Source organism: Actinophytocola sediminis (genome assembly GCF_054779715.1).
Genome location: NZ_BAAGXS010000042.1, coordinates 1 through 21792, shown reverse-complemented (window position 1 = coordinate 21792; position 21792 = coordinate 1). Strand labels below are relative to the sequence as shown.

The window sequence follows — 21792 nt, the reverse complement described above, 5'->3', positions numbered from 1 at the left end:
CGCCGATGGCGATCATGATCCAGGATCCGTTCCTGCGGAAGCTTTTTCTGATCGCCACCGGCGATGAGTTCCCGGACCTCAACGAGTCGTGGATGCGGGCACTGGCCGACGAGTACGACGCGGCGGCCACGCGACTGGACGCGGTCGCGCCGCGCCTGCGGTCCCTGATCGCCACCGTACGCAAGGACTTCCGGGGCCAGGCCGCGGACGCGTTCGTCGACGTGATGTCGCCCTACGTCGAGGGCCCCAACTACCTCGGCGGGGGCGCGACGCACTTCCGCGACATGGCCAAGGTGTTGCGCAGCCTGGCGCTGGACGTCGAGTACATGAAGCTCGTCGTCATCATCCAGCTCGCGATGCTGGCGATGGAGTTCGCCTTCGCCGTGGCCTGGCAGTACTGGGTCGGCCCGTCGGCGTGGCAGTGGTTCTACGGCCGGGCGGCCATTCGCGGCTCGCTGATGCAGGCCATGAAGCGGGCCGTCATGTCCCGGTTCCCGAGGCTGGCCAGGGTGGCGTGGAAGGGCCGCTACGTCCTGATCGCGCTCGTCGCGAACTACGGCAACCAGCTCGGTGTCGTGGTCGGCGCGCAGGCCATCCAGATGCACGTCCTGAACACCCGCGAGGACGGCGACTGGAACGAGAAGTACATGAGCGACGCCGCCGTCGTCGCGACGGTGGGTCTGTTCATGGCGCCGGTCACCGGTCTGGCGGGCAACTGGCTGGGTGGCGCGCTGGCCAAGCTGCTCGACAACACGATGGGCCCGGCCAAGTGGCACAAGAACTTCGGCAAGAACGTCGGCGACGTCGTCGGCGAGGGCGTCCATGAGGGCGTGCTCACCGAGACGATCGCGCACCTGATCCTGACCGGCGAGCTGAAGTTCAACCCCTACGGGATCACCGCCGGGATGACCTCGGCGGTCGCGCGCATCATGGGCGCGTCCCTCGGCACCCTGATCAACCGGATCGAGAACGCCAACCGCATCAACGCCATCCCGGTGTACGAGCCGGAGACCAGGCCCGACGATATGGACGACGGGACGAACGAGAGTGGCCCCGACGGTGCCGGCCAGGGCTCGCCGCCGGTCCCCGCGCCCTATCCCCGGGTTTCGGGCGTGCAGGGGGCGGGTCCGGCCGCGGCGGGCCATGGCGGTCCGGCGAGCCCGGCGCCCTCCTCCCGGGCGGGTGGCGAGCAGGGTGGCGGCCAGGGCGGTCAGTCCCGCTCGGCGCCGAACCCGAACGTGACCGGCGAGCAGACCGCCGGCCTCGACGATGGCCGGAACAGTCCGCCGGTGCCCGCGCCCTACCCCCGCGTCACCGGGGAACAGGGTGTCACCGGTCCCGCCGGCACGCCGTCGACGGACCCGGCCACGGCACCGCCGTCGGACCGACCGCAGGCCCAGCGGCAACCGGACACCAACGGGAACCCGGCGCCGACCAACCCGCCGGCGGGGGAGGGCGCCCAGCCGGTACCACCGGGCCAGCCCGGTGGTACCGAGCCGGCCGCCAGCCCAACCCAACCCGATCCCGCACCCACCGATCCCGCAGTTACTGATCCCGCAGTTACCGATCCCTCACCGACCCGGCCCGGCGGCGGCACGGACCTCACCGCGCCCCCAGCGAACCCAGCGGACCTCACCACGCCGGCCCCGCGGCCGGAGTCCATATCGGACACCAACTCGGAGATCAGCTCGGATGACGATGGGCGCTGGTCCCCGGCGTCCCCGGACGACCACCGCGGGTACCCGGACACCCCCGACAGCACACGGCCCAGCAGCCCGGTCCCCAGCGAGAAGATCACCGAGCAGACAGTCCCGGGCGCGCACCGGCCCGCCGACCTGCACACCGGCCTGGTCACCGACCGGACCGCGAACCCCGAACCCGGCAGCAGCGCCGGAACCACGACCCAACCCGCCACCCCGACGCCCACACCGACGCCCACACCGGCGCCCGCACAACAGCCGCCAGGCCAGCAGACACCACCGCAGCCGGCCTCCCCCCAACCGGGACAGCCAGCCCAGCCGGGCCAGTCCGCCACACCGCCCGCCACACCGGGCCGGACCACGCCATCCGCGACTCCGACAGCGACTCCGACAGCGACTCCGCCAGCGACTCCGCCAGCGACTCCGCCAGCAGCCCACCCCCTGCCGTCGACCGCCCCGGGCGCGCCCGGCGCCCGTCGCGGAACCGGCAAGGCCCCGGCCAGCGCGACGACACCCACCGCACGCGCCCCGGAAATGCCGGCGGCCCCGCCGGCCGAAGCGACCGCCACCGCCCAACCGGGGCTGCCCGGCCGCACCCCGCAGCGCCCAACACCCCCCAGCCGACCGGCGACCACCAGGCAGACCACCGCGGACGCCGTCCGCACCAGGGCCGCCGAGATCGGACACCTCGGCGACAAGAACCGGCCCGTGGCGGAAGCCGAGATCGCGCTGATCTTCGACGTCGCCCGGCTGCGTGCCCAACACCTGTACGAGGACCTGGTGGTGGTCCTCGCGGACATCGTGTCGAGCGGCCAGCAGAAGCTGCGCGAGCGAGCCGCGACCTTCGCGGACAACCTGGGTCTGCAGAACCCGCACTGGCGTACTCGCCTCCTGGGCGGCGCGCCGCAGCGCCAGGCCGACCCGCGACCCAGGTGGACCGAGGCGCGCCTGGCACAGGAGGAACAGCGGGCAAGGCAGACGCTCGCCGGACTCGATCCCGAGGATCTGACCAGGCGGCTGGGCACCGCGACGGTGATCATGACCGTGTCCCTCACCGGAAACCTGCCCGCGGCCCGGCTGGAGGTCATTCGCTGGGTGATCGCGGGCATGCTGCACCGCCCGCGCGGCGTCGCGGACACGATGACCGCCGCCGCGGAGCTGGCCAGCGACCTCGACGCGCAGGCGACGCCGCAGGACGTGCACAAGCTCCTGGCGGGCGTGCACGGCCAGGAGATCGGTCAGGAACCGCTCGACCGGGCGACCAACGCGGTGGTGATCCACCACGACCATGGCCGGCTCGCCGCGATCGGTCTCTCGGTCGACGACATCGCGCGCGTCGTGGCCTCCCTCTCGCCGCTCAGCGACGGCGTGTCCCAGCAGGCCATCTCCCTGGCCATCGGCCAGGCCGCCGGCACCCTGAGCGAGCAGGGGGAACTGCTGGCCGCCGCCCGCCGAACCATGCGCGACGCCACCGGCGGCCGCCGGAGCGCACCCGAGTCGACCTCGTTCGAGGTGGGGGGCCGGCGGGTCGCCGACCAGGGCGCCTACGAGTACCTGGCGTCCTACCGCAGAATGCTGGGGGATGCCGGGGTGAAGCCACTTCCCCCGGTCAACTTCGTGGTGCCCGGCCTGGTCGGCTTCGGCCGCGACGGGCTGGACACGGTCGTCGCCGGGCTCAGGAACAGTACGACGCCGGCGGTGTCGACCGCGCTGGTGATCGAGTACCGTGCCGACGGCGAGCCGGGGCGGGTGCTGACCGTCGTACCGGGTCCCGACGGCCGCCACGAGGTCCGTGGCCCGACCGGTCGTTCGCTGTCGCGGGACGAGGAAGAGGCGCTGTTTCCCCCGCCGCGTGCCGGCGAGGCCGCGGGCTCGACAGCGGACGGCCCGGGGTACCTGTTCGCCGTCGGCTTCGACCGGGACGGCTCGGTCATCGTCGGCAATCCGCCGGCCACGGGCAGCGGGGACGGAATCCTGGCCGGGGGCGCGAGCCACCCCGAGGGCTACCTGTTGCCCCCACCCTCGCCGGGTCCCGCGCCCGACCCGTGGGAGCGGCTGAACCTCGACGCCGCGCACCAGGCGGCCGAACGTGATGTCAGGAACCTCCGCAGGACCCGAAAGCTGTCCGAGCAGCGGTTCGGCGAGCTGTGGGCCCTGGCTGGGGCGATTCTGGCGGAGACGCACAGCTCCCGGCTGACGGACGCCCACAGGCGCGCGTTGACCTACATGATGACGTTCCGGCTGATCTCGGCCGATGCCCATTACGTGTTCACCCAGGCTCTGGACCTGGCCGGCCAGCTGGACACGGCGCGGGAGGACCGGAACTGGCGGCCGGTCCCGCCTGGCCGGGGCGATCGCTCGGCGGAGGTGGCCGCGGCGCTGGCGAACACGCCGTGGACGGCGGCCCGCGTCCAGATCCAGGCGGCGATCCTGTGGCCCGAGGTGTCCAGCAGGCTCCCGGACGACAGGTACCAGGAGGTGTCGCGGCAGGCGGACGTCGTCGTGGAGAACAGTCACGACCCGCGGAAGTTCGCCGACCGTGTTCCCGTCTTCGAGGCACTGCGTGAGCTGATCATCCACCGGCTGGAGTTGTCACCGGACGGGGTGGCGGAGGCCTACGGGCTGTCCCTGGCCATCGCGGAGCCCATAGGCACGGCTCGTCCCGACGGGGCGTGGCTGCCGTCCCAACTGATGGTCGAGCGGGGCCTGGCCAAGGACCTCCCCTCGGCGTTGTCGGCCGCGGACCTGACGCCCGACCGGGTCGGTCTCGAGGCGGGCTACGCGCGGGCGGCGCTGCGGCGGCTCCCGGAGCGGGATCCCGCCACACGGAATCTGGCCGAGGCGGTGTACGCGCGGAGCCACCCGCCCGACCGGCGTTGGGACATCGGGCCGGACCCGGCGGCGCTGGCCGTGGACATCATCGAGCACCTGTTGGTGACCACGCCGGGAACCGTCGCGGACAAGGTGGCCGCCATGCGACCGGTCGCCGACAGGATCGCGACGGTCCTCGGCATCATCCCGGAAGCGGCACCGGCGGCCGCATCCCGAGCCGGTGGCAGGACCGCGGATCCGGACGAGATCACCGCCGCCCCACCACCCGCGCCGGACCCCGAACGCCCCGTCGGTCCGGAGTACGACCTGGTGGAGAAGCACTTCACCACGAGCGTCCTGCGGGCGCGAGGACTGTACGAGTCGGTCGCCGACGCCCTCAGGGAGAAGCGGCGCGCGGGTGACCTGGACGCGCTCGCGATGAGCATCGCGCGCGGCCTGGACGCCCGCGCCCCGGAACGGGCGACCACGGCCGAGCCGCAGGTGAGTCCCGGGCAGGTGATCGCCGCGGCGGAACGCCTGCGGGAGTCGATCAGGGAGGGCCGCACACCGCCGGTCGGACCGGAGGTCATGGCGCGGGCCGACCAGATCGTCGCCGAGACGAACCTCGCCGAGGAGCTCGCGGAACGGGACTTCCTCGAGGACGTGGTCCTGCTGGTCGCGCACGAGCCCGACGACAAGGCCCGGTACGCACAGGACATCGGGTTCGTCCTCGGCACGGTGCGACCAAGGTGGCTCGCCCTCAACCACGGCCTGGGTGGCGGCGGCGTGACACCGGGTCGCGAGTCGAGCCAACCGGCCACCGCCTCGTCCGCGAACGCGACGCCGACCGAACACAGCCGGGCCTACTGGCGCGGCAAACTGCAGAAGCCGCCGCCCGGCCGGCGCGCGTCGACACCGGACACCCCCGAGACGCCAGGCGAACGGCCGGCCTCGCCGGCCGAGAGCACCGAGAACCCTGCCGGCCCACCCACGCACGACGAGTGGTCCGGCAGGCCGAACGGGAACCTCATCCAGCTGGTGTTCGACGCGGCCGCCGACACCGGATCGGCACGCGAGGCGACGGCCATCGAGTCGAGCCGGGCACGGGAGGACTACCGCAACGCCGAGAGCACGCTGGCGGAGGCGGTCGAGTCCGCCCGCGTCGCGCGCGGCGCGGTCCTGGGCACCGGCGACGCGCTGGAGCGCGCGCGGCAGCGCGCGAAGCAGCTCGGGACCCGGCTCGCGGCGGCGAAGGCGGACCGCGACCGGTTCGCCGCCGCCCCCGGCATCGCCGACGCCACCGAGCTGCCGGCCAGCCCGCCGGGCACCGTCCCGGCCGAGGAGACCGCACCAGGTCCTCGGCGGCCGAACAAACTCCGCAAGCGCGGCCAGCGGCCCGCGCCGACCGAGGCCGCGCGCACCGAACCGGACCAGCAGGTCGTCGACCCGCTGGTCGCCGCGGACAACCGGGTCACGGAGCTGACCGCCGCCCTGGCCGCGGCCAGGGAGTACACCGAGAACGCGGAACTGTCGGCCGACACCGCCCGCGAGGCCGATGAGCGGGCCACCGCGGCGACCGCGCTGGCCGAACAGGCCTTCGCGGAGGTGAAGACCGCCTACGACGCCACCGTGACGAGCACCGAATCGGCCGACGACGCCGTGCGCGCGGCACAGGCCGCCGTCGACGAGGCCACGACCAAGGCGCGTGCGCTGTTGGCGGGGCGCGACCAGTTGCCGGCACCGGCGGACGACGAGTCGGGCCGGGTCACCGCGCTCGTGTCGGACATCGACCGCCAGGTGGCACAGCTCGCCCGCGACCGGTTCCGGGCGGCACACGAGGCCAGGGAACAGGCTCAGGCCGCGCTCGCGCTGGCACGGACCCGGGCGGGCGAGGCGAAGGCCGCGGCCGGCGAGGTGGGCAAGGCCAACGCCGCCACGAAGAAGGCGGCCGCGCAGGGTCGGGTCGAGGCCGGCCTCACCCTGCTGTCCATCGCGATGTCCACCGCGGCGCCGCCGCTGCTCACCATCGAGGGCCTCGGCGCGATCCACGAGGCCACCAACCAGCAGGGAGCCCGGGTCGCCCGCGCGATCGCCGGGCTCGACCGCCACCAACTGGCCAGCATCCTCAACAACGGGAAGCTCACGCTCGACGGCTCGACCGCCGAGATCTCGTTCTCGCACGGGTTTCACCGGCCGGCCGACAGCCGGACCAGACAGCCGGCACCGACCTCGCTGCCGCCGGTCGTGTACCGGCGCCACGGCGCCGAGAGCTGGCGTCCGCAGGCCTCCGTCGCGACGCGCACCACGCCGGCGCGGATCCCGATGAGCTCGCTCGAGTCGCTCGCCGGCCTGGACCCGACCGGGATCCTCCGCGTCGGCTACTTCGTCGGCGGCACGGGCAAGAGCTCGGCGCGCACCGACGCGGTGCCCTCACAGTCCACAGAGGACGCGACCGGCGACCGGCCGGCGATCGCGACCACGTTGTCCATCACCCTGGACGGCGCCGACCAGCCGGCGGTACTGATCGACGTCGGCCTGCGGGTCACCGAGGTGGTCCGGGAGGAGGCCGATCCGGCGACGCTGGTGGCCGAGCTGACCGAGTCGCAGGCCAAGGCGCTGCGTGACTACGGGCACGCCCCCGGCATCCGCCAGGGACACCGGATCGACTACGTCGGCTACGGCACGGCGGAGTCGCGGACCAAGCTGAAGTACAGCGGCGCCGGCACGAAGACCGGCGGTGGCGAGCTCACCACCGGCGCCGGTGCCTTCGGCGGCGCCGAGCATGAGGGAACGTCCTGGTACCGCTGGTTCCTCGGCCTGTTCGCCGAGCTCACCAGCGGGTTCACCCAGGGCCCCTACGGGGTCGTCGAATGGGAGCAGAACCGGACCGCCATCTACACCCCGCTGGTCTACCGGATCGGCGGCCAGGCCGACGCGGGCGAGTACGTGGCGGTCCCGGTGCACGTGGCCCGCCAGGCCAGGTTGCCGCTGCCGGAGCACTTCACCCAACGGCCGGAGCCGGTGCCGGCCACCGGTGCGCGGCGTTGGGTCACCGGTATCGACGAGATCGTGGACGTGCCCGGCGCCGAGGAGATCGCCGCCATGGTGTCGAGCGGCCTGTCCGACCAGGGCAAGGAGGCGGTGGCCGCGCACTTCCAGCGCCCGGACGCCCCGCTCAGGGAGGCGGATCCACGGCGGCGCGCGGTGCACAACGCGTTGTCCGGCGCGGGACACGAGATCGCCTGGACCGAGAGCGGCCGCCTGCACACCATGACGATCTACGCCGACGAGGAGACGCCGACCGAGTCCGTGCCCTCCGGACAGACCAAGGGCCGCACGGAGGACAAGACCATCAGCCACGCCGGTACCGCCTACACGCTCGGCCGCTCGGCCAAGTTCGCCGTCGGGGCCAACCTCCGCGGGTCCGCCAAGGACGCCCCCGACGGCGGGGCCGGCACGTCGTCCTACGACATGCCGAACGTGAGCGTCGGCGCCACCTACGACAACACCGGGGGCGGGAAACCGCGGCTGGTCACCAAGCAGGGCAAGGTCGTGTGGACCAAGGACCACCGGGACTACACCGCGACCCTCGTGGTGCGCGCCATCCACCGGTCCGAGGAACTGCCGGGCGCGGTGCGGCAGCTGCTCCTCGGCGGCACGATGACCTCGACCTTCGGCCCGCCGTCCGCGACCAGGCGGACCGAGCCCGCGCGGGCGGCGATCGACGAGGCCTTCGCCAGCACGGGCGACTCGCCGGACGTCGTGATCTGGCAGTCGAATCCGAACAGCTCCTTCGCCAGTGTGGTCACCGGCCGGGTGGTCGACGCCGTCGTGATGTCCACGACCAGGGACAAGCTCGACTGGGCCGGCCGGCAACCGCGCGAGAGCGAGCTGCGCGCCGGTGTGTACCTCACGCCGCCACCGCTGCCAGACGGCGCCCGGTCGATCCCGTGGCAGCTGTTCGGCCGGCACCACGAGATCGAGGACGTGAGCCAGTCGCCGCTGTATCGCGACGCCATGGAGATCGCGCTCGCCAAGGCGGTGTTGCCGCGCCTGGAAGCCGACGATGGCGGGCCGCACCGGTCGTCGCCACCGTTCGGCGGCACCTGGTCATCGCCCGGCAGCTGGACCTTCGAGGAGACCGGGCCGGACGGCACCACCTCGTACCTGGTCAAGGGCGCGCCCATCACCCGGTGGAGCGACGCCGCCCGGGACACCGTCAACGACTTCCTGAGCATGATCGGCATGCGTCGGCTCGCCGGCTTCGGGCTGGCCGGCCAGCGGGCGTCGACCCAGGAGATGGTCGCCGACGGCCGGCTGACCGATCTCACCGCCAGCGGCGCCGGGTCGATGGAGTTCGTCTCGGCGCACGTCGACCACGTCGCCCCCCACGGCACCATCAAGTTCCAGAGCAACGAGAACGCCCAGTTCCTGTCCAACAGCGTCGCGGCCAGGAACCGGGGCGCGTTCGGCAGGCTCCTGCTGTCGGTCACGCCGTGGCGGGACTCGGGGGCGGGCGCGCTGCTGCGACTCGCGTTCGGTCTCGGTCGCGGCCGGGAGCACAGCGGTACCGGGGAGACCGGGGCGGGCACCAAGCAGTCGACGGAGTACAACGGCCCGGTCGCCTACCTCCGGCTGGACACGCGCACGATCCTCATCGCCGAGATGGCCATCGGCAACCGGTTCTGGGACACGACCTTCGACGATCTCCCGGTCACCGTGGACATGCCGCACGGCGCGGTGGTCAAGGTCACCGCGCAGGCCGCGGCCGACATCTATCAGTGGCTCGGCAAGCCGTTGCCGCCCGAACTGGTGGTCGCGCTCGAGGGGGTGCGGGAGAAGAACCGGCGGCTGGCCCCGGCGCTGCTGCCACCCGACGACGGCTACCGGTCGCACAACGGATCCGGGCCGGTCGACGCCCAACTGCACGGCCAGGACCCGCTGGGCGGCGTTCGGCGCCAGCTCGACCAGTTCGGCATGGCGACCGAGCTGCGCGACCGGGTGCTCGCCGAGCTCACCCGCCGCCTCGCGGGCCCGCACGCCCTGGTGGACCTGCGCAACGCGCTGTTCGCCAGGGACCAGGCACACGGCTCGCTGGTGCGCGAGGTGTTGTCCAGTCCGCTCGTCGACGAGGTGGTCGACATTCGGGTGATGACCAGCCGCGCCGACCGGACACCGCCGGCGGACACGCCGCGCGCCACGGTGACCCACCCCGACGGCATGCTCACCATCAACTACCACACCGATCTGCGGCAGAACCTGACGACGACCACCACCACGGCGGAGGGCTACCTGGAGGTCGGCGGCGGCGACCGTCCCGGCTGGTCGAAGTCCGCCGACGCGGGCGAGCCGAAGGGCGCGGCCGGTACGCGGTTGGGCGGCAGCGCCGCGGCCGTCGAGCAGACGGTCGATCCCGGCAGCGGCATCGTGAAAGTGACCTCGCAGTTCAAGTACTCGCACACCGCGGCAGCGGAACTGGAGGTCGACCACCACCTCCAGATCACCTACCACCGCGAGCCGAGCCACTCCGCCAGGGTGGCCACCATCGGCACGGTCAACGCGGGCGACTGGCGGCCACGGACCGCCGCCCCGATCACGGTCCCCGGCACGGTCACCCTGGCCGGCCCGAGCGAGGAGCTCCTGCCGCCGCTGACCCGGCCGGCGGTGGCGCCGACCTTCGAGGTGCTCGACGAGTGGCCGTCGGACCTCAGCCCGGACTTCACACCGGAGGACGGGATCTTCCCCGCGGTCTCCGGCGAGGGCGCCATCGAGGCGAACCGCCTCGGCATGTACGCGATGAACTCCCGCAAGCCCGTTCCGCTCGGCACCCTGACCCCGGAGTACGTGCGCGACCTCGCCGAGGCGAGGTCGGAGTACTCCAGGCAGGGCAGCGTCGGCGACTACGAACTGCACAACCTCTCGTCCGGCACCTCACTGTTCGGCGGCGCGCACGCCATCTTCACCGGTGAGTCCTACGCCACCGGGGGCACCGCGGCGGCCCGCGGCCGGCAGAACAAGCATCTCGCGTACGACAGCGGGTTCGAGCTCAAGCGGCTGGTCGGCGTGTACGACCGGCGGACCGCCAGGCTGTTGCGGCCGCCGCCGGGTTCGCTGGAAGGCCTGCACCTGAAGAAGGTGTCCGAGCTGTTCGGCCGGAACAAGGGCCTGGTCACTGGCCTCGGCGCGGGCGCGGTGGGCGTCGGTGCCGGTGCGAACCCGAGCGGTGAGGGCACCACGCGCGCCGAGCCGTCCGTGCTGGCCTCGTCCACCAGGGACGCCAGCCGGGCCGATGGCGGCCGGGAGATCGAGGTCACCAGCTCCAAGTACACCGGCGACTTCTACCCGTATCTGGCCGACGCGGACTTCTACCAGCACTTCTCGTGGCCCAAGTCCAACGCCGTGGCCGGCGCCATGTCGCGTCCGGACCGGGTGCTGCGGGTGCACACGACCGCGGACCACGTGGTCTGGGTGCACCGGGACCTCGCGTTCCGCGAGTGGGGCCTGACGCTCGCCGATGTGCTGGAGTTGAGGGGCATCCTGCCCCCGGACGGTCTGGAATGGCACCGGACGCCCAACGGCCTGCGGGTCACGGTCGCCGGCCGGCCGGACTTCGGGCCGGCACCGGAGGCGGCCACCCCCACCACCACCCCCATCACCACCCCCATCACCGACGACGCCAGGGGCCGGGAGCTGAACATCGGGCCAGGCGTACCGGTGGACAAGATCGTGTCGCTGGTTCGCTCGCTCGACCAGGACCTGCGCCCGGTGACCTACACGGCGGCCGCGGCCGGCGTCGTCGACAGCGTGCGCACCGCACTGGTCGCGGCCGACAGGTTCGCCAGGGACGTCGACCGGATCCGCGCACGGGCCAACCGCGTCCTGGCGGAAAACCGGGACCAGGGCGTGCGGGACGAGGGCGTGCGGGACGCGGTCATCGACATCCTGGACGACACCGTCGATCCGGCCGCGCCCGGCATGGCCCGGCTCGCCGGCGACCGGGCCACCATGGCGAACATCCGCGTGGTCGTCGAGGACGAGTACGTCACCGACGGCGCCGAGGCCGCCAGGGACATGGCGGCCGACATCGCCACGCGGCTCGGGATCGCGAAGCCAGCGCGGTCCGACGCGGTCGACGAGATCACGCCCGCGCCGCCCGTGCGGCCGGCGGACACCGGGGTGCGGGTGCCGAGCCCGGTGTCCGACGAGCAGCGGATCGCGTCGGTGGACGACATCCTGCGGGTCGCGGCCGGCCTGACCCCGGACCCGGCGGCGCGGGCCGCGGCGCGGGAGATCGTGTCCAGGACCAACATCGGCACGCTCCGGGAATCGCCGGAGCTGCTCGAGGCCATCGTGCGGATCGTCGCCGGGTCACCGCTGATCGGCGTCGCGAAGGAGCGGTACGCGTGGTCGCTCGGCGTCATCGCCGGCACCGCGATCCCCGAGTCCCAGCTGCCCCGCCTGCGCGGCGGCGCACCGTCACCGGAGGCAGTGGGTGCTACGGGGGACCGGACCGATCCGCGGACCACTGATCCGGTTGTCGAGCCGGGCGATCGGTTGCCCGGCGGCCACGAGGTCGATTCGGCTTCGGTGAGCTCGGCGGCGCGGTTGGCGGACCTGTTCGCCGGCCTGCGGTCGATGACGTTCGCGCATCCTGAGTACGGCGAGCTGGATGTGCCGACCGACTATGTCCGGACTGGCGATGAACAGGTGGGGCTTGGCGACCCGGTTCGGCCGCAGCTGTACGCGCGGTGGTTGGCGGAGTCCGGTGCGACAGTGCGGAAGCTCTTCGTCTCGCGGGCGGAGTACCCGTTGCTGGCTCGGCCGTCATTCGGCGCCGTGTTCGGTGCTGGGGAGCCGGTGCACGTGTGGGAGTACGGGACCGCGGTGGTCCTGTACGACGGGCCGAACGGTCCTGAGTGGATAGTGATGGATCCGGTGCTGGCCGACGGGCCGCAGACCGTCAACGAACTGCTCGCGTCGTTGGGTGTGCCGGCCGGGGACGAGGGCGGTGCGCTCGTGGTCGCGGCGTTGGCGGACGTGCAGCAGGGTCTGCTGGACAGCGGGTTGACGTGGACGGCACGTCATGACGGGGTGCCGGTGCCGGTGGGGAAGGCCGCGGTGGTGCTCACCGATCCGCATGCCTTCACGTTCCCCGCGCCGGGCCTGGAGCTGCCGCGAGACATGGCGGAGACGGATCGGTTGGCCAGTGAGCGGTTCGACGAGTTGGCCGTGGAATCGGTGCGAGCGACGCTTCGCGCCAACGAGCGGGTGGATCGGGCCCTGGTCGAGCTGCACGGGCTGATGCGCCCGCCGAACGGTGTCGGCGTGCTCCCGCCCGCGCGGGCGTGGGACAGGTTGGTGGGGATCTCCGCGTGGGAGTCGTTGGCCGCGGTGGGCGCGCTCGAGCGCCAGCCGGCGGTGCGGGACTCGCTTCGGGCGGCGTTCCCCGACAGCGTCGGCGAACTCGCGCGACTGTTCCCCTCCGCTCCCACCGACCAGCTGGTGTTGGCTGCCGACGGGATCATCGCGGAGGTGTTCCGGGAGCCGGAACTACGCCAGCGCGGGCTGTTCGAGCGGGTACGGAACCCGATCGTCGGTCTGCTGCACGGGGTGGGTGCGGCGACCGGGGACCTTGCCGGCGCCCACCGGCACGGCGCGGACCAGGCGATCGCGATCGCGCGGGGACTGGACCTGCTCACTCCCGAACGGCGACAGCTGTTCGCGGCACCCACCGCCGCGAACCCCCTGCCCGAGGGTGCGCCGCTCGCTTCCCGCGCCGACATCATCGCCGCGGCGGCGGCCTCCAGGGCCCGCTTCGCGCAGCCCATGCACCCCGGTAACTGGTGGGCGGCCGCCAGCATGGTCGACGAGGTCAACACCGACGAGCTGGCGCGCGACAGCGAGCTCTACCAGGCCATCGTGTACCTCACCGCCGACACCCTCGGCAACGAGACCCACCGGTACCAGTACGCCCGACAACTCGGCACGATCGCCGGCACCGTCAGTCCAGAATGGACCGCCAGACTGGGTCGTGGCGGCGCGCCGGGAGGGTCGGACACGGCCTCGAACGAGGACGACGCGCCCCAGCAGGACGCGAGAAGGCCATCGGCCGGCGGGGCGGCTGGTGATCAGCGTGGCGCAGAGGCAGCCTACGCACGGGCAGCCGCGGGGTTCGAGACTCGGTTGGCGCGCTATTCGTTGCTGCGAACCGGAGTGGCGGCGCAGTTCGACGTGCTGTCCCGACTGGTGTGGGGGAGCCTGGACGCGCAGGTGCCGAATCGGGTGCGCCTCATGCGTGAGCCGGACGGCCCTCGAGAGCATGTCCTGATGTTCGCGGAACTGGCCGCGGGCGGGCACCTGGAGGCGGTGTTGCCGGGAGCCTCCGTGGTGCCGGCGGAGTTTCGGCAACTGATCGACCTGGAGCGCAACCAGCTGGTAGAGGTGGATCCCGCGTCGGTTGAGCGGAATCCACCTGATGAGTTCCACCGGCAGCTGGACTGGCGGCCGTTGCGGCAGGAGTTGGGGGTCGACAGCCCGGCGCGCCGGGCGGCGGCGCGCGCCGGGGCGCTGGTGGGGTCCGGCACCTCCCTGCAGGCATACCTCGTGCTGCGGGTGGCGTGGCTGGCCAACCACCATTGGCAGGCCGACCTGGATCTGCCACTGGTTCGGTTGGGGTTGATCGGCACGTTGATCGGCTCTGGCCAGAACACGTTCCATGAGGTGATGCGGGCCGCGGAGTTCGTTGATCCGAGCCTGGAGTACGTGAACGGCCTGGGCCGTTATCGCCGGATCGCGCCGCTCACCGAGGAGGAGCTGCGCGCGGAGGTCGCGGAGTCCGGACGGTTCCCCGACCAGTTCGCGGACGGTGCTGACCACCGGCCGACGAACGCGGAGAGCGCGGCCGCAGGCGACAACGAGCACGTGCCGCCGGTGGCTGGGTTGGCGGGTGAGCGGCTTGTCGCGCGCGTCACCTACGCGCGGGCGGCCGTTGAGTTCGAGACCCGGTTGGCGCGCTACTCGTTGCGGTGGCCCGGCGTGGCCGGGCAGTTCGAACTGCTGTCGAACCTGGTGTGGGAGAGCCTGCCGACGGAGGTCGTCGCTCGGGTGTCGCGTCCTCGATCGATGAGCGACACCGGTGTGCACGACGTTGTCACGCATACTGACCTACTGGTCAATCTGATCGTGGACGGGGAACTGGAAGGGCTTTTCCCCGGGATCTCGAATGTTCCCGAGGAGCTGCGCGGCCCGACTGACCCCGAGGTGGACGCACTCGATGCCGGCGCCGTTCTCGGTCACCTCGGGTCGCGGCCTCCCCGGCAGGAGTTGGCGATCGCCAGTGCGCTGCGTGGGCACGCGGAGCGCACCGGGGCGCTGGTGCGAACCGGTACGTCGTTGGCCACGTATTTCCTGTTGCGGTTGGCGGAGTCGGCCAACCAGCGGTGGGACGCGTTGTTGGTCAACGACCGTCTGCGTGCGCTCGTGGCCGCACGAGGTTGGGGCACCGGAGTCGACCTGCCGTTGGTTCGGCTGGGGTTGATCGGTGCGTTGGTCGGTACTGGCGCGAACACGTTCGACGAGGTGATGCGGACCGCCGAACTGGTTGATCCCGGCTTGGAGTACGTGAACAACCTGGGCCGCTATCGCCGGATCGCGCCGCTCACCGAGGAGGAGCTGCGCGCGAATGTCGCGGTGTTCGAGCAGTTCCCGGACGAGTTCGCGGACAACGAGGTCCACTGGGCGCGGGCGCGGGACGCGTTCGCTCCTGGGCTGAACCCTGGCCAGTTGCTGCAGGTGAACAGCGGAATTCCCTCGATGACGGTGAGTGAGCTGCGCGATGAGGTCAGCGGGCTTGACCACGGGATGAGGCTCTTCGAGCTGGCGCGGGGTGTTCCTGACTTCCCGTGGGAGTTCTATGTGGCGGAGCGGGTCGACGCCGCCGCCACGGGACTGGCCGAGGTCATCGCCCGTGTTCTTCGCGGTGGCCATAACTCGTATGCGTTGCTGGCGGGCTATTTCGACGATGAGGCCATCGGTTTCAGCGTGATCAATGATCGCGGTGAGCCGATTCTCGTGCGTGCGGTGATCACCGAGCTGGGCACCGAAGCGCCGGCGGAGTACCGGACACCGGAGGTGGATGTCTTCGGGTTCGTGCTCACGGCAGGCGGTGCGGGGTTCGTCGAGTTCGACGGTGCGGCCGCGGCGACTGCCGACGGTGTGGACATGGATGCCCCCGATGTCACCGCCGCGGTGGCGCTCTTCGAGCTGCTGCGGGGTCGTCTCGGGAATGTCGACGGCGGCGCCGGGCACAACCGGTTGGAGCTGATCGGAGCCGGAGCGGCTGGTTGGGACGAGATGATCGACCAGGTGGCGGTCGCCGGTGATGACGCGGGCGGGGTGATGGTGGTCCGGCCTCGCGACGGCGCGGACCAGACGGTGTTGAACCTCGTGAACCAGGGCGGCGAGGTAGTTGTCCTTGAGGCGAGCATGCAGGTGACCAGGCCGTTGACCCCGGATGCGTTGCCTGGTCTCGGGATGGTCTTCACGGCCGCCTTCGATCCGGACAACGATCTCATCACCGCCGCGTCCGCCGACCTCCCGGCCGCGTGGGGCGAGACCGACCGCGGCGACACCGGGCTTGCGGACGAGTTCGTCGGCGGTTCGCCCGCGAGGTCGGACGTGTCCGAGTCGCCAGGTCCGTCGAGTTCGGTCAACCAGTCGACCAGCCTTCCGGTGACGGTTGAGCAGTGGCGTGCGGTCGCGGACGGTTTCGACGACGCGCTGACGTTCCTCGGGTTGGATCGAGGCGTGCTCGGCACCGCGTCGGACGTGTTGGGGGAGTTCGCTGTTGATGAGCTGACCGGCGCCGAGACGATCGATCGGCTGACTCGGGGCGGTCACGGCTCGCACGCGGTGCTGGCCGACCGGCTCGACGGTCGGGCGGCCGCGTTCAACGCGTTCAATGCGTTCAACGTGGTCAACCACCGAGGCGAACTGACGCTCGTGCGCGCCGTGATCAACGAGCTCCTGCCGGCGGCCGGGCATCCGGCCCGCGCCACGGCAGGCGACGTGCTCGGGTTCGTGGTCGACACCGCGGGCGACCAGCTGGTCCGGTCCGAACCCGTCGACACGATCGGCCGGGTCACCGGATTCGACGACGCACGCGGCCTCCATGCCCTTTTCCACGACCGTCACGGCGACCACCCCGTGGCGGCGACCGAGAACCTCCGGGTGAGGCCGATCGGCCACGGTGCGGCCGGCTTCGACGCGGCGATCGACCTGGTGGCCGAGGCCGGTCAGCACGCGAGTGCGGTGGTGATCGTCGGGACGACCGGCGACGCGGAGCCGACCGCGTACCAGCTGGTCAACCTCGACGGCGAGGTGATGATCGTGCGAGCCGAGATCATGAGCATGCGGGCGACCACGGACGAGGTCGGCTCTCCCGACATCCTGGGCGGTCCCCGGCCGTTTCACGGGGTGGTCCTCGACGCGCACGGTGCCACCATCGGCGCCGCCCGGTCGACAGCCGCCCCGACCGAGGCCGGCGACAGTGACCGCACCGATGGCTCGTCCGAGTCGAGGTCGCCCCGGCGGGACGTGTTCGACGCGGGTGCCCCGTCGACGAGGTCCGCTGGTTCCTCGGTCGCCGGTGGGGAGTTGTTGCTGCCGGTGGCGTTCCGTCCGGGCGCCGGGCCGAGTTCGAACGAGACCTCGGCACGCTCGGCGTCGGATTCCGACCTTTCGTCCGAGGAACTGCTGATCGGCGTGAGTCCGGAGCTGCTGCGGCCCGACCGAGGTGGCGTCGGGGCGCCGTGGTCGTCATGGATGCCGTCCGGGGAGGTGTCGGGGCGCAGTTCGTTCGACACGGCGTTGAGTGATCCGTTCGATCTGGAGCGGGACCTGCGGTTGGTGGAGAACGCCGGTGGCAGACGGGTGTCGGCGGAAGATGAGTCGTCCGGGGCACGGTTCGGGGAGGTGCCGATCGGTCTGAGCGCGGAGCTTCTGCCTGACCCGGTTGGGGTCTCGTCCGAGGAGCTGTCGGCAGGCCGGAGCTCGCCGGGGTCGGCGTTGAGTGATCCGTTCGATCTGGAGCGGGACCTGCGGTTGGTGGAGAACGCCGGTGGCAGACGGGTGTCGGCGGGAGATGAGTCGTCTGCGGCACGGTCCGGGGAAGCGCCGAACAGCCCCGTTCCCGAGCTGCCGCGGCAACCGGCGACTGGGCCGGTGACGGCGGCGTTCCACAGGGGAACAACGCTGACGGCGGCGGGCGAGGCGGCGGTACGGACGTTGGCGGTGCGACTGTTCGACGACATGGTCGCCAACGACGCGGCGCCCGAGGTGACGATCACGGGATACGGCAACTCGTTGACCCATGGCGATCGGACCGGGGAGGCCAGAGCCAGGACGGTCGCCCGGCTGTTGGTGTCCACTGTGGCCGGTGAGTACAGCAGGCGGTTGCGTGCGGGGGTTCGGCCGGCTGAACTCGCGGCGGTGCGGTTCCTGCGGCCGAGAGTGCTGCCGGGTAGGCGCGGCCTCCGGTGGTTGAACCCGTTGGCCGGCAAGGACGCGGCGCGGCGGGGCAGAGCCGTGGTGATCGAGGTGGCCGCGGCCGCGGATGTGCGGCGCGGCCGGGAGACAGTGGTCCTGGAGGGGCCGGTGGTGCCGGTGGCGCCGAGGGAGCCACAGCCGCCGATGGTGCGGCCGGTGCCCGATCCGGTGGCGCCACCACCGGAGTCCGCGCTGGCCGAGTTGACGCGGGTGGCGCCGCGAGGCGCCACCCGCCCGCACCCGCATACCTTCGCCGGCCTGATCAATGCCTGGCGTGGTGGCGCGGAACCGTTCGAGCGCAACGGAATGGACGCGGCGCTGGCGTTCCTGTCCACCTTCCATGGCGAGCCGCGCGTCGCGGGTGGCCCGGTCGGCGTGACGCCTGCGCCGGTGGCCGTGTTGCGGTCGGCCGAGCTGGAGTTCATGGGCACCGGTGAGGCGGCCGTCGCGCGGGTGGTTCGCCGGGTCGCGGCACACGGCTCGTCCGGGCTGCTGTTCGGCTACCTGCCGCGGCGGCGGGGAGTGGCGTGGGCGGTGGTCCGGTTCGACGGTGAGGTGTACTTCGTGGACGCCGTGGCGGGCACCGTGGTGCCCGCCACGGGCGGCGCGCTGCCCGAGCTGGCGCGGGTGTTCGCGACGGTGGTCGACCCGCGGAACAACATCGTCACCGACGAGTCGGGATCGGCCTACGGGTTCCGGCCGGACTCCGGCGAGTCGGCGACCTCCCAGGAGTCGGCGCTCGACCAGGAGCCCGGGCCCACCACGCCGACCCGGCGGCTGACACCGCGATACCGGCCTACGTCGGCGGACCTGCCGATCGTGTTCAGTCCCGACCGGCAGCCCACCGCCCCGCCACCGGCGCGCGACGCTGCCCCCGGGTCGCCGTGGGGCGGGTCGGACTCGGACTACGAGCGTGGGCCGGCGTCGGTCGGCTCGGCGGGCGCGGCCACCCTCGGCGAACTGGTCGGCCAGGTCGACGGTCTCGCCGAGGCGATCGACCTCGTCGTGGACCACCACCCGCGCCAGGACGTGCGGGCACTGCTCCTGGCCAGCCAGCTGGAGCAGGTCGGTGCCGGGGAGGTGGCGCTCGACGACGTCCGCGAGCGCGTGACCAGAGGTGGCGACGGCTCGTCCGCGGTGATCGTCGGCGACCTGTACGGCCGGCAGGTCTCCTTCGACGTGGTCAACGACAACGGCGCCGTGTCGGTCGTGCGCGCCGGGGCCGACGCGGCGCCGCTGACGCCGGCCGCCCTGGCGGTGCTCGGCACGGTGGGCGCGGTCGCGGTCGGCCCGGACGGCAACCGCATCGCCACCGCGCAACTCATCCCGGTGTTCACCCCGACCGACCTGCCGGCCGCCACCGAGAGTTCCGTGTGGACGGACGAGTCCGTGCACACGGACACACCGTTGCCGACGCCGTCGGCGCGCACGGTGGGTTCTCCGGCCGCGTTCGTCGGCCCGGCGGGTGATCCGGCGGGTGGTCCGGCGGCGAACGATGGCATGCTGCCGGGCGGCGACGTCCGTGGCGTGCGCGGAGCGCTGGCGTTCGAGTCGACCTGGCGTGGCGTGGCGCGGACGGCCGCGTCGATCACCCCCACCGATCCCGGAGTCGTGCGCCAGGCGCCGCAGTTCGTCGACCGGGGACCCCGGGCGATCACGCGGGTGGTCGACGGCCTGACCGGGCACGGGGCGAGTGCGGTGGTGTTCGTCCGTCCCGCGGCCGGGACACCGGGCCGGGCGGTGAACATCGTGCGCTCCGGCGACGACGTGCTGATCGGTGACGTCGTCGATGGCACGACGGCGCCCGCGACCCAGGAGGAGCTCGGCGCACTGGCCGGTGCGGCCGACAGGGTGTACGCGCACGTGTTCTCTCCGGGCGGCGACTTCGTCAGCGTGCTCCCGACGCACCCGCCGGTCGCGCCGGGACCGGACGCGGACGCGTACGACCTGGCCGAGTACCAGCGGGCGCGGCAGGCGGTCGACCTGCTGGCCGGGCTGGTGGCCGGTGGCGAGGTTCCCGTGCCGGGGACCGGGGCCCGGCTGGTCCAGTGGTGGGGCGGGCTGGTGCTCGCCGGCTCGGCGCTCACGGCCGAGCGGGTCGCGGAGCTCGCCTCGGCGCTGTACCGGGACGTGCTCTGGTACTTCATCGGGCCGGAGGGCGAGGAGCCGAGGTGGGTGCTGTTCGCGCCCGTCGGTCGTCCGCTGCCGGTGCGGGTCGAGGACCTGCCGCCGGAGGCACAGGAGGCGGTGCGCGGCGCGCGCCCGGCCGACGACCAGGAAGCCGGGAGTACCGCGCCCTCGGCGAAGTGAACTCTGCCGCCGGCGCGAACCGTGGTGGTGGTGAGAGGAGCGTGAGCCGTGGGCGAGGTGATCACCGTCGAGCGGGCGCGGCATGCGCTGGTCGTGCGCCGCGCGGGCGCCGACGACGATGCTGTCGCGCTGGCCGAGGCCCTGCCGAGGGAGCGGTACCGGACCGCCGTCGTGGTCGGTGGCTCCGCGCTCGACGCCGTCGCCCGGCTGGATCCGTGGGTGGTCGCCGACATCGCCGACGCCGCGCACGGCGGGGTGCGACTCGTCGCGCCGTTCCTCGGGGCGATGGGGCCGGACGGGACCCTGCCGCCCGCGCGGCGGCTCGCCGACCGGCTCCGGGCCGAGGTGATCGCCGCGGACGGCACGCCGATCGCGCTCGCCGACGGCAGCCTGTTCGTCATCGAGCCCGGCGCGGGCTGGGTTTCCTACCGGCCGGACAGGCCGCGCAGGCGAACCGGACCACGGCACCCGTCGCCGTGGTGGCAGGAGCGGCTACCGGCCGGACCGGACGCGCGGGTGACCCAGATCCCGGCTGGTCTGTGGGTGCGCGGGCCGGCCGCGCCCGGTCGGCTGGACGACCCGCTGTACCTGGCGGTGCCCGACCGCGACCGGATGTATGTCGTGGTCGGCGCGCCCGGCGAGGAGCCGCCGGACGTCGAGTCGGTGGTCGAGGTGCTGCGCGAGCTGCCCGGCGAGGAGCGGGATCGGGCCGTGCTCGCCGGCTACGGTGGCAACGACGTGACCGAGGCGGTCGCCGACGTGCTCGGCGCGCCGATCCGGCTGTCGCACGGTGTGCCGAGCGGGTCGGGCCGCCCGGTACTCGTGGACGCCACGGGCGTGGCCACCTGGCGACCGTTCGCGGTGGAGAGCGTGCACCGGCCGGGCGCCCCGCCGCTGCTGGACCGCTGGGTCGCCCCGGCGCCCACGTTGGGCATGGTCGAGCCGGCCTCCTACCGGTTGGCCGACGGCTGGCGGGTGGACGTGCTGGCGCGCGGCCTACTCGTCCGGCCGGCGGACCTGGCGCCCGACCCGGCGTGGGCCACCAGCCCTGGGCCGGCGGCGGATCTGGTTCTCGCCGCGGCCGGCCCGGTGCCCGAGCCGGTGCTCGCGGCGCTCGACGGCATGGTCCGCGAACTGCCCGCCGACGCCCGCGACCACCTGCGGGTGGTGCCGGTCACCGCCGAGGCCGCCACGGCCGCGGCCGGGTGGGCCGTGGCCGCCGGGTCGATCACCCCCTTTCGGCTCGGCCGCCTCGATGCCGACGGCCCGCCGGTCGAGGGCGAGCCGCCCACCGGCGCGGTGGTGGTGAGCGCGGAGGGCCGGGTGCTGCCGGCCGAACCGATTCTCACGGTGCCGCCCACCGGGCCGCCGGCGGAGAACGCCCACGGCCGGCCCGACCCGGCGCCCCCGCTGCCCGCCCTCGCCT

The 21792-nt window shown here is 72.9% G+C and carries 1 protein-coding gene and 1 pseudogene; both read left to right on the top strand.

Features of this window, described 5'->3' with window-relative positions; genetic code table 11:
• The first annotated feature begins 5 nt into the window (after positions 1-5).
• Positions 6-20366, top strand: a complete 20361-nt coding sequence (locus ACYVIP_RS25195; protein WP_460400517.1) for a WXG100-like domain-containing protein — start codon at positions 6-8, stop codon at positions 20364-20366.
• A gap of 48 nt (positions 20367-20414) precedes the next feature.
• Positions 20415-21792 (top strand): annotated as a pseudogene (locus ACYVIP_RS25190) (hypothetical protein); the annotation flags it as partial.

Bases quoted from the DNA above. Each gene is read 5' to 3' on its own strand.
- ACYVIP_RS25195 (WP_460400517.1), top strand. From the start codon at position 6: ATGGCGATCATGATCCAGGATCCGTTCCTGCGGAAGCTTTTTCTGATC.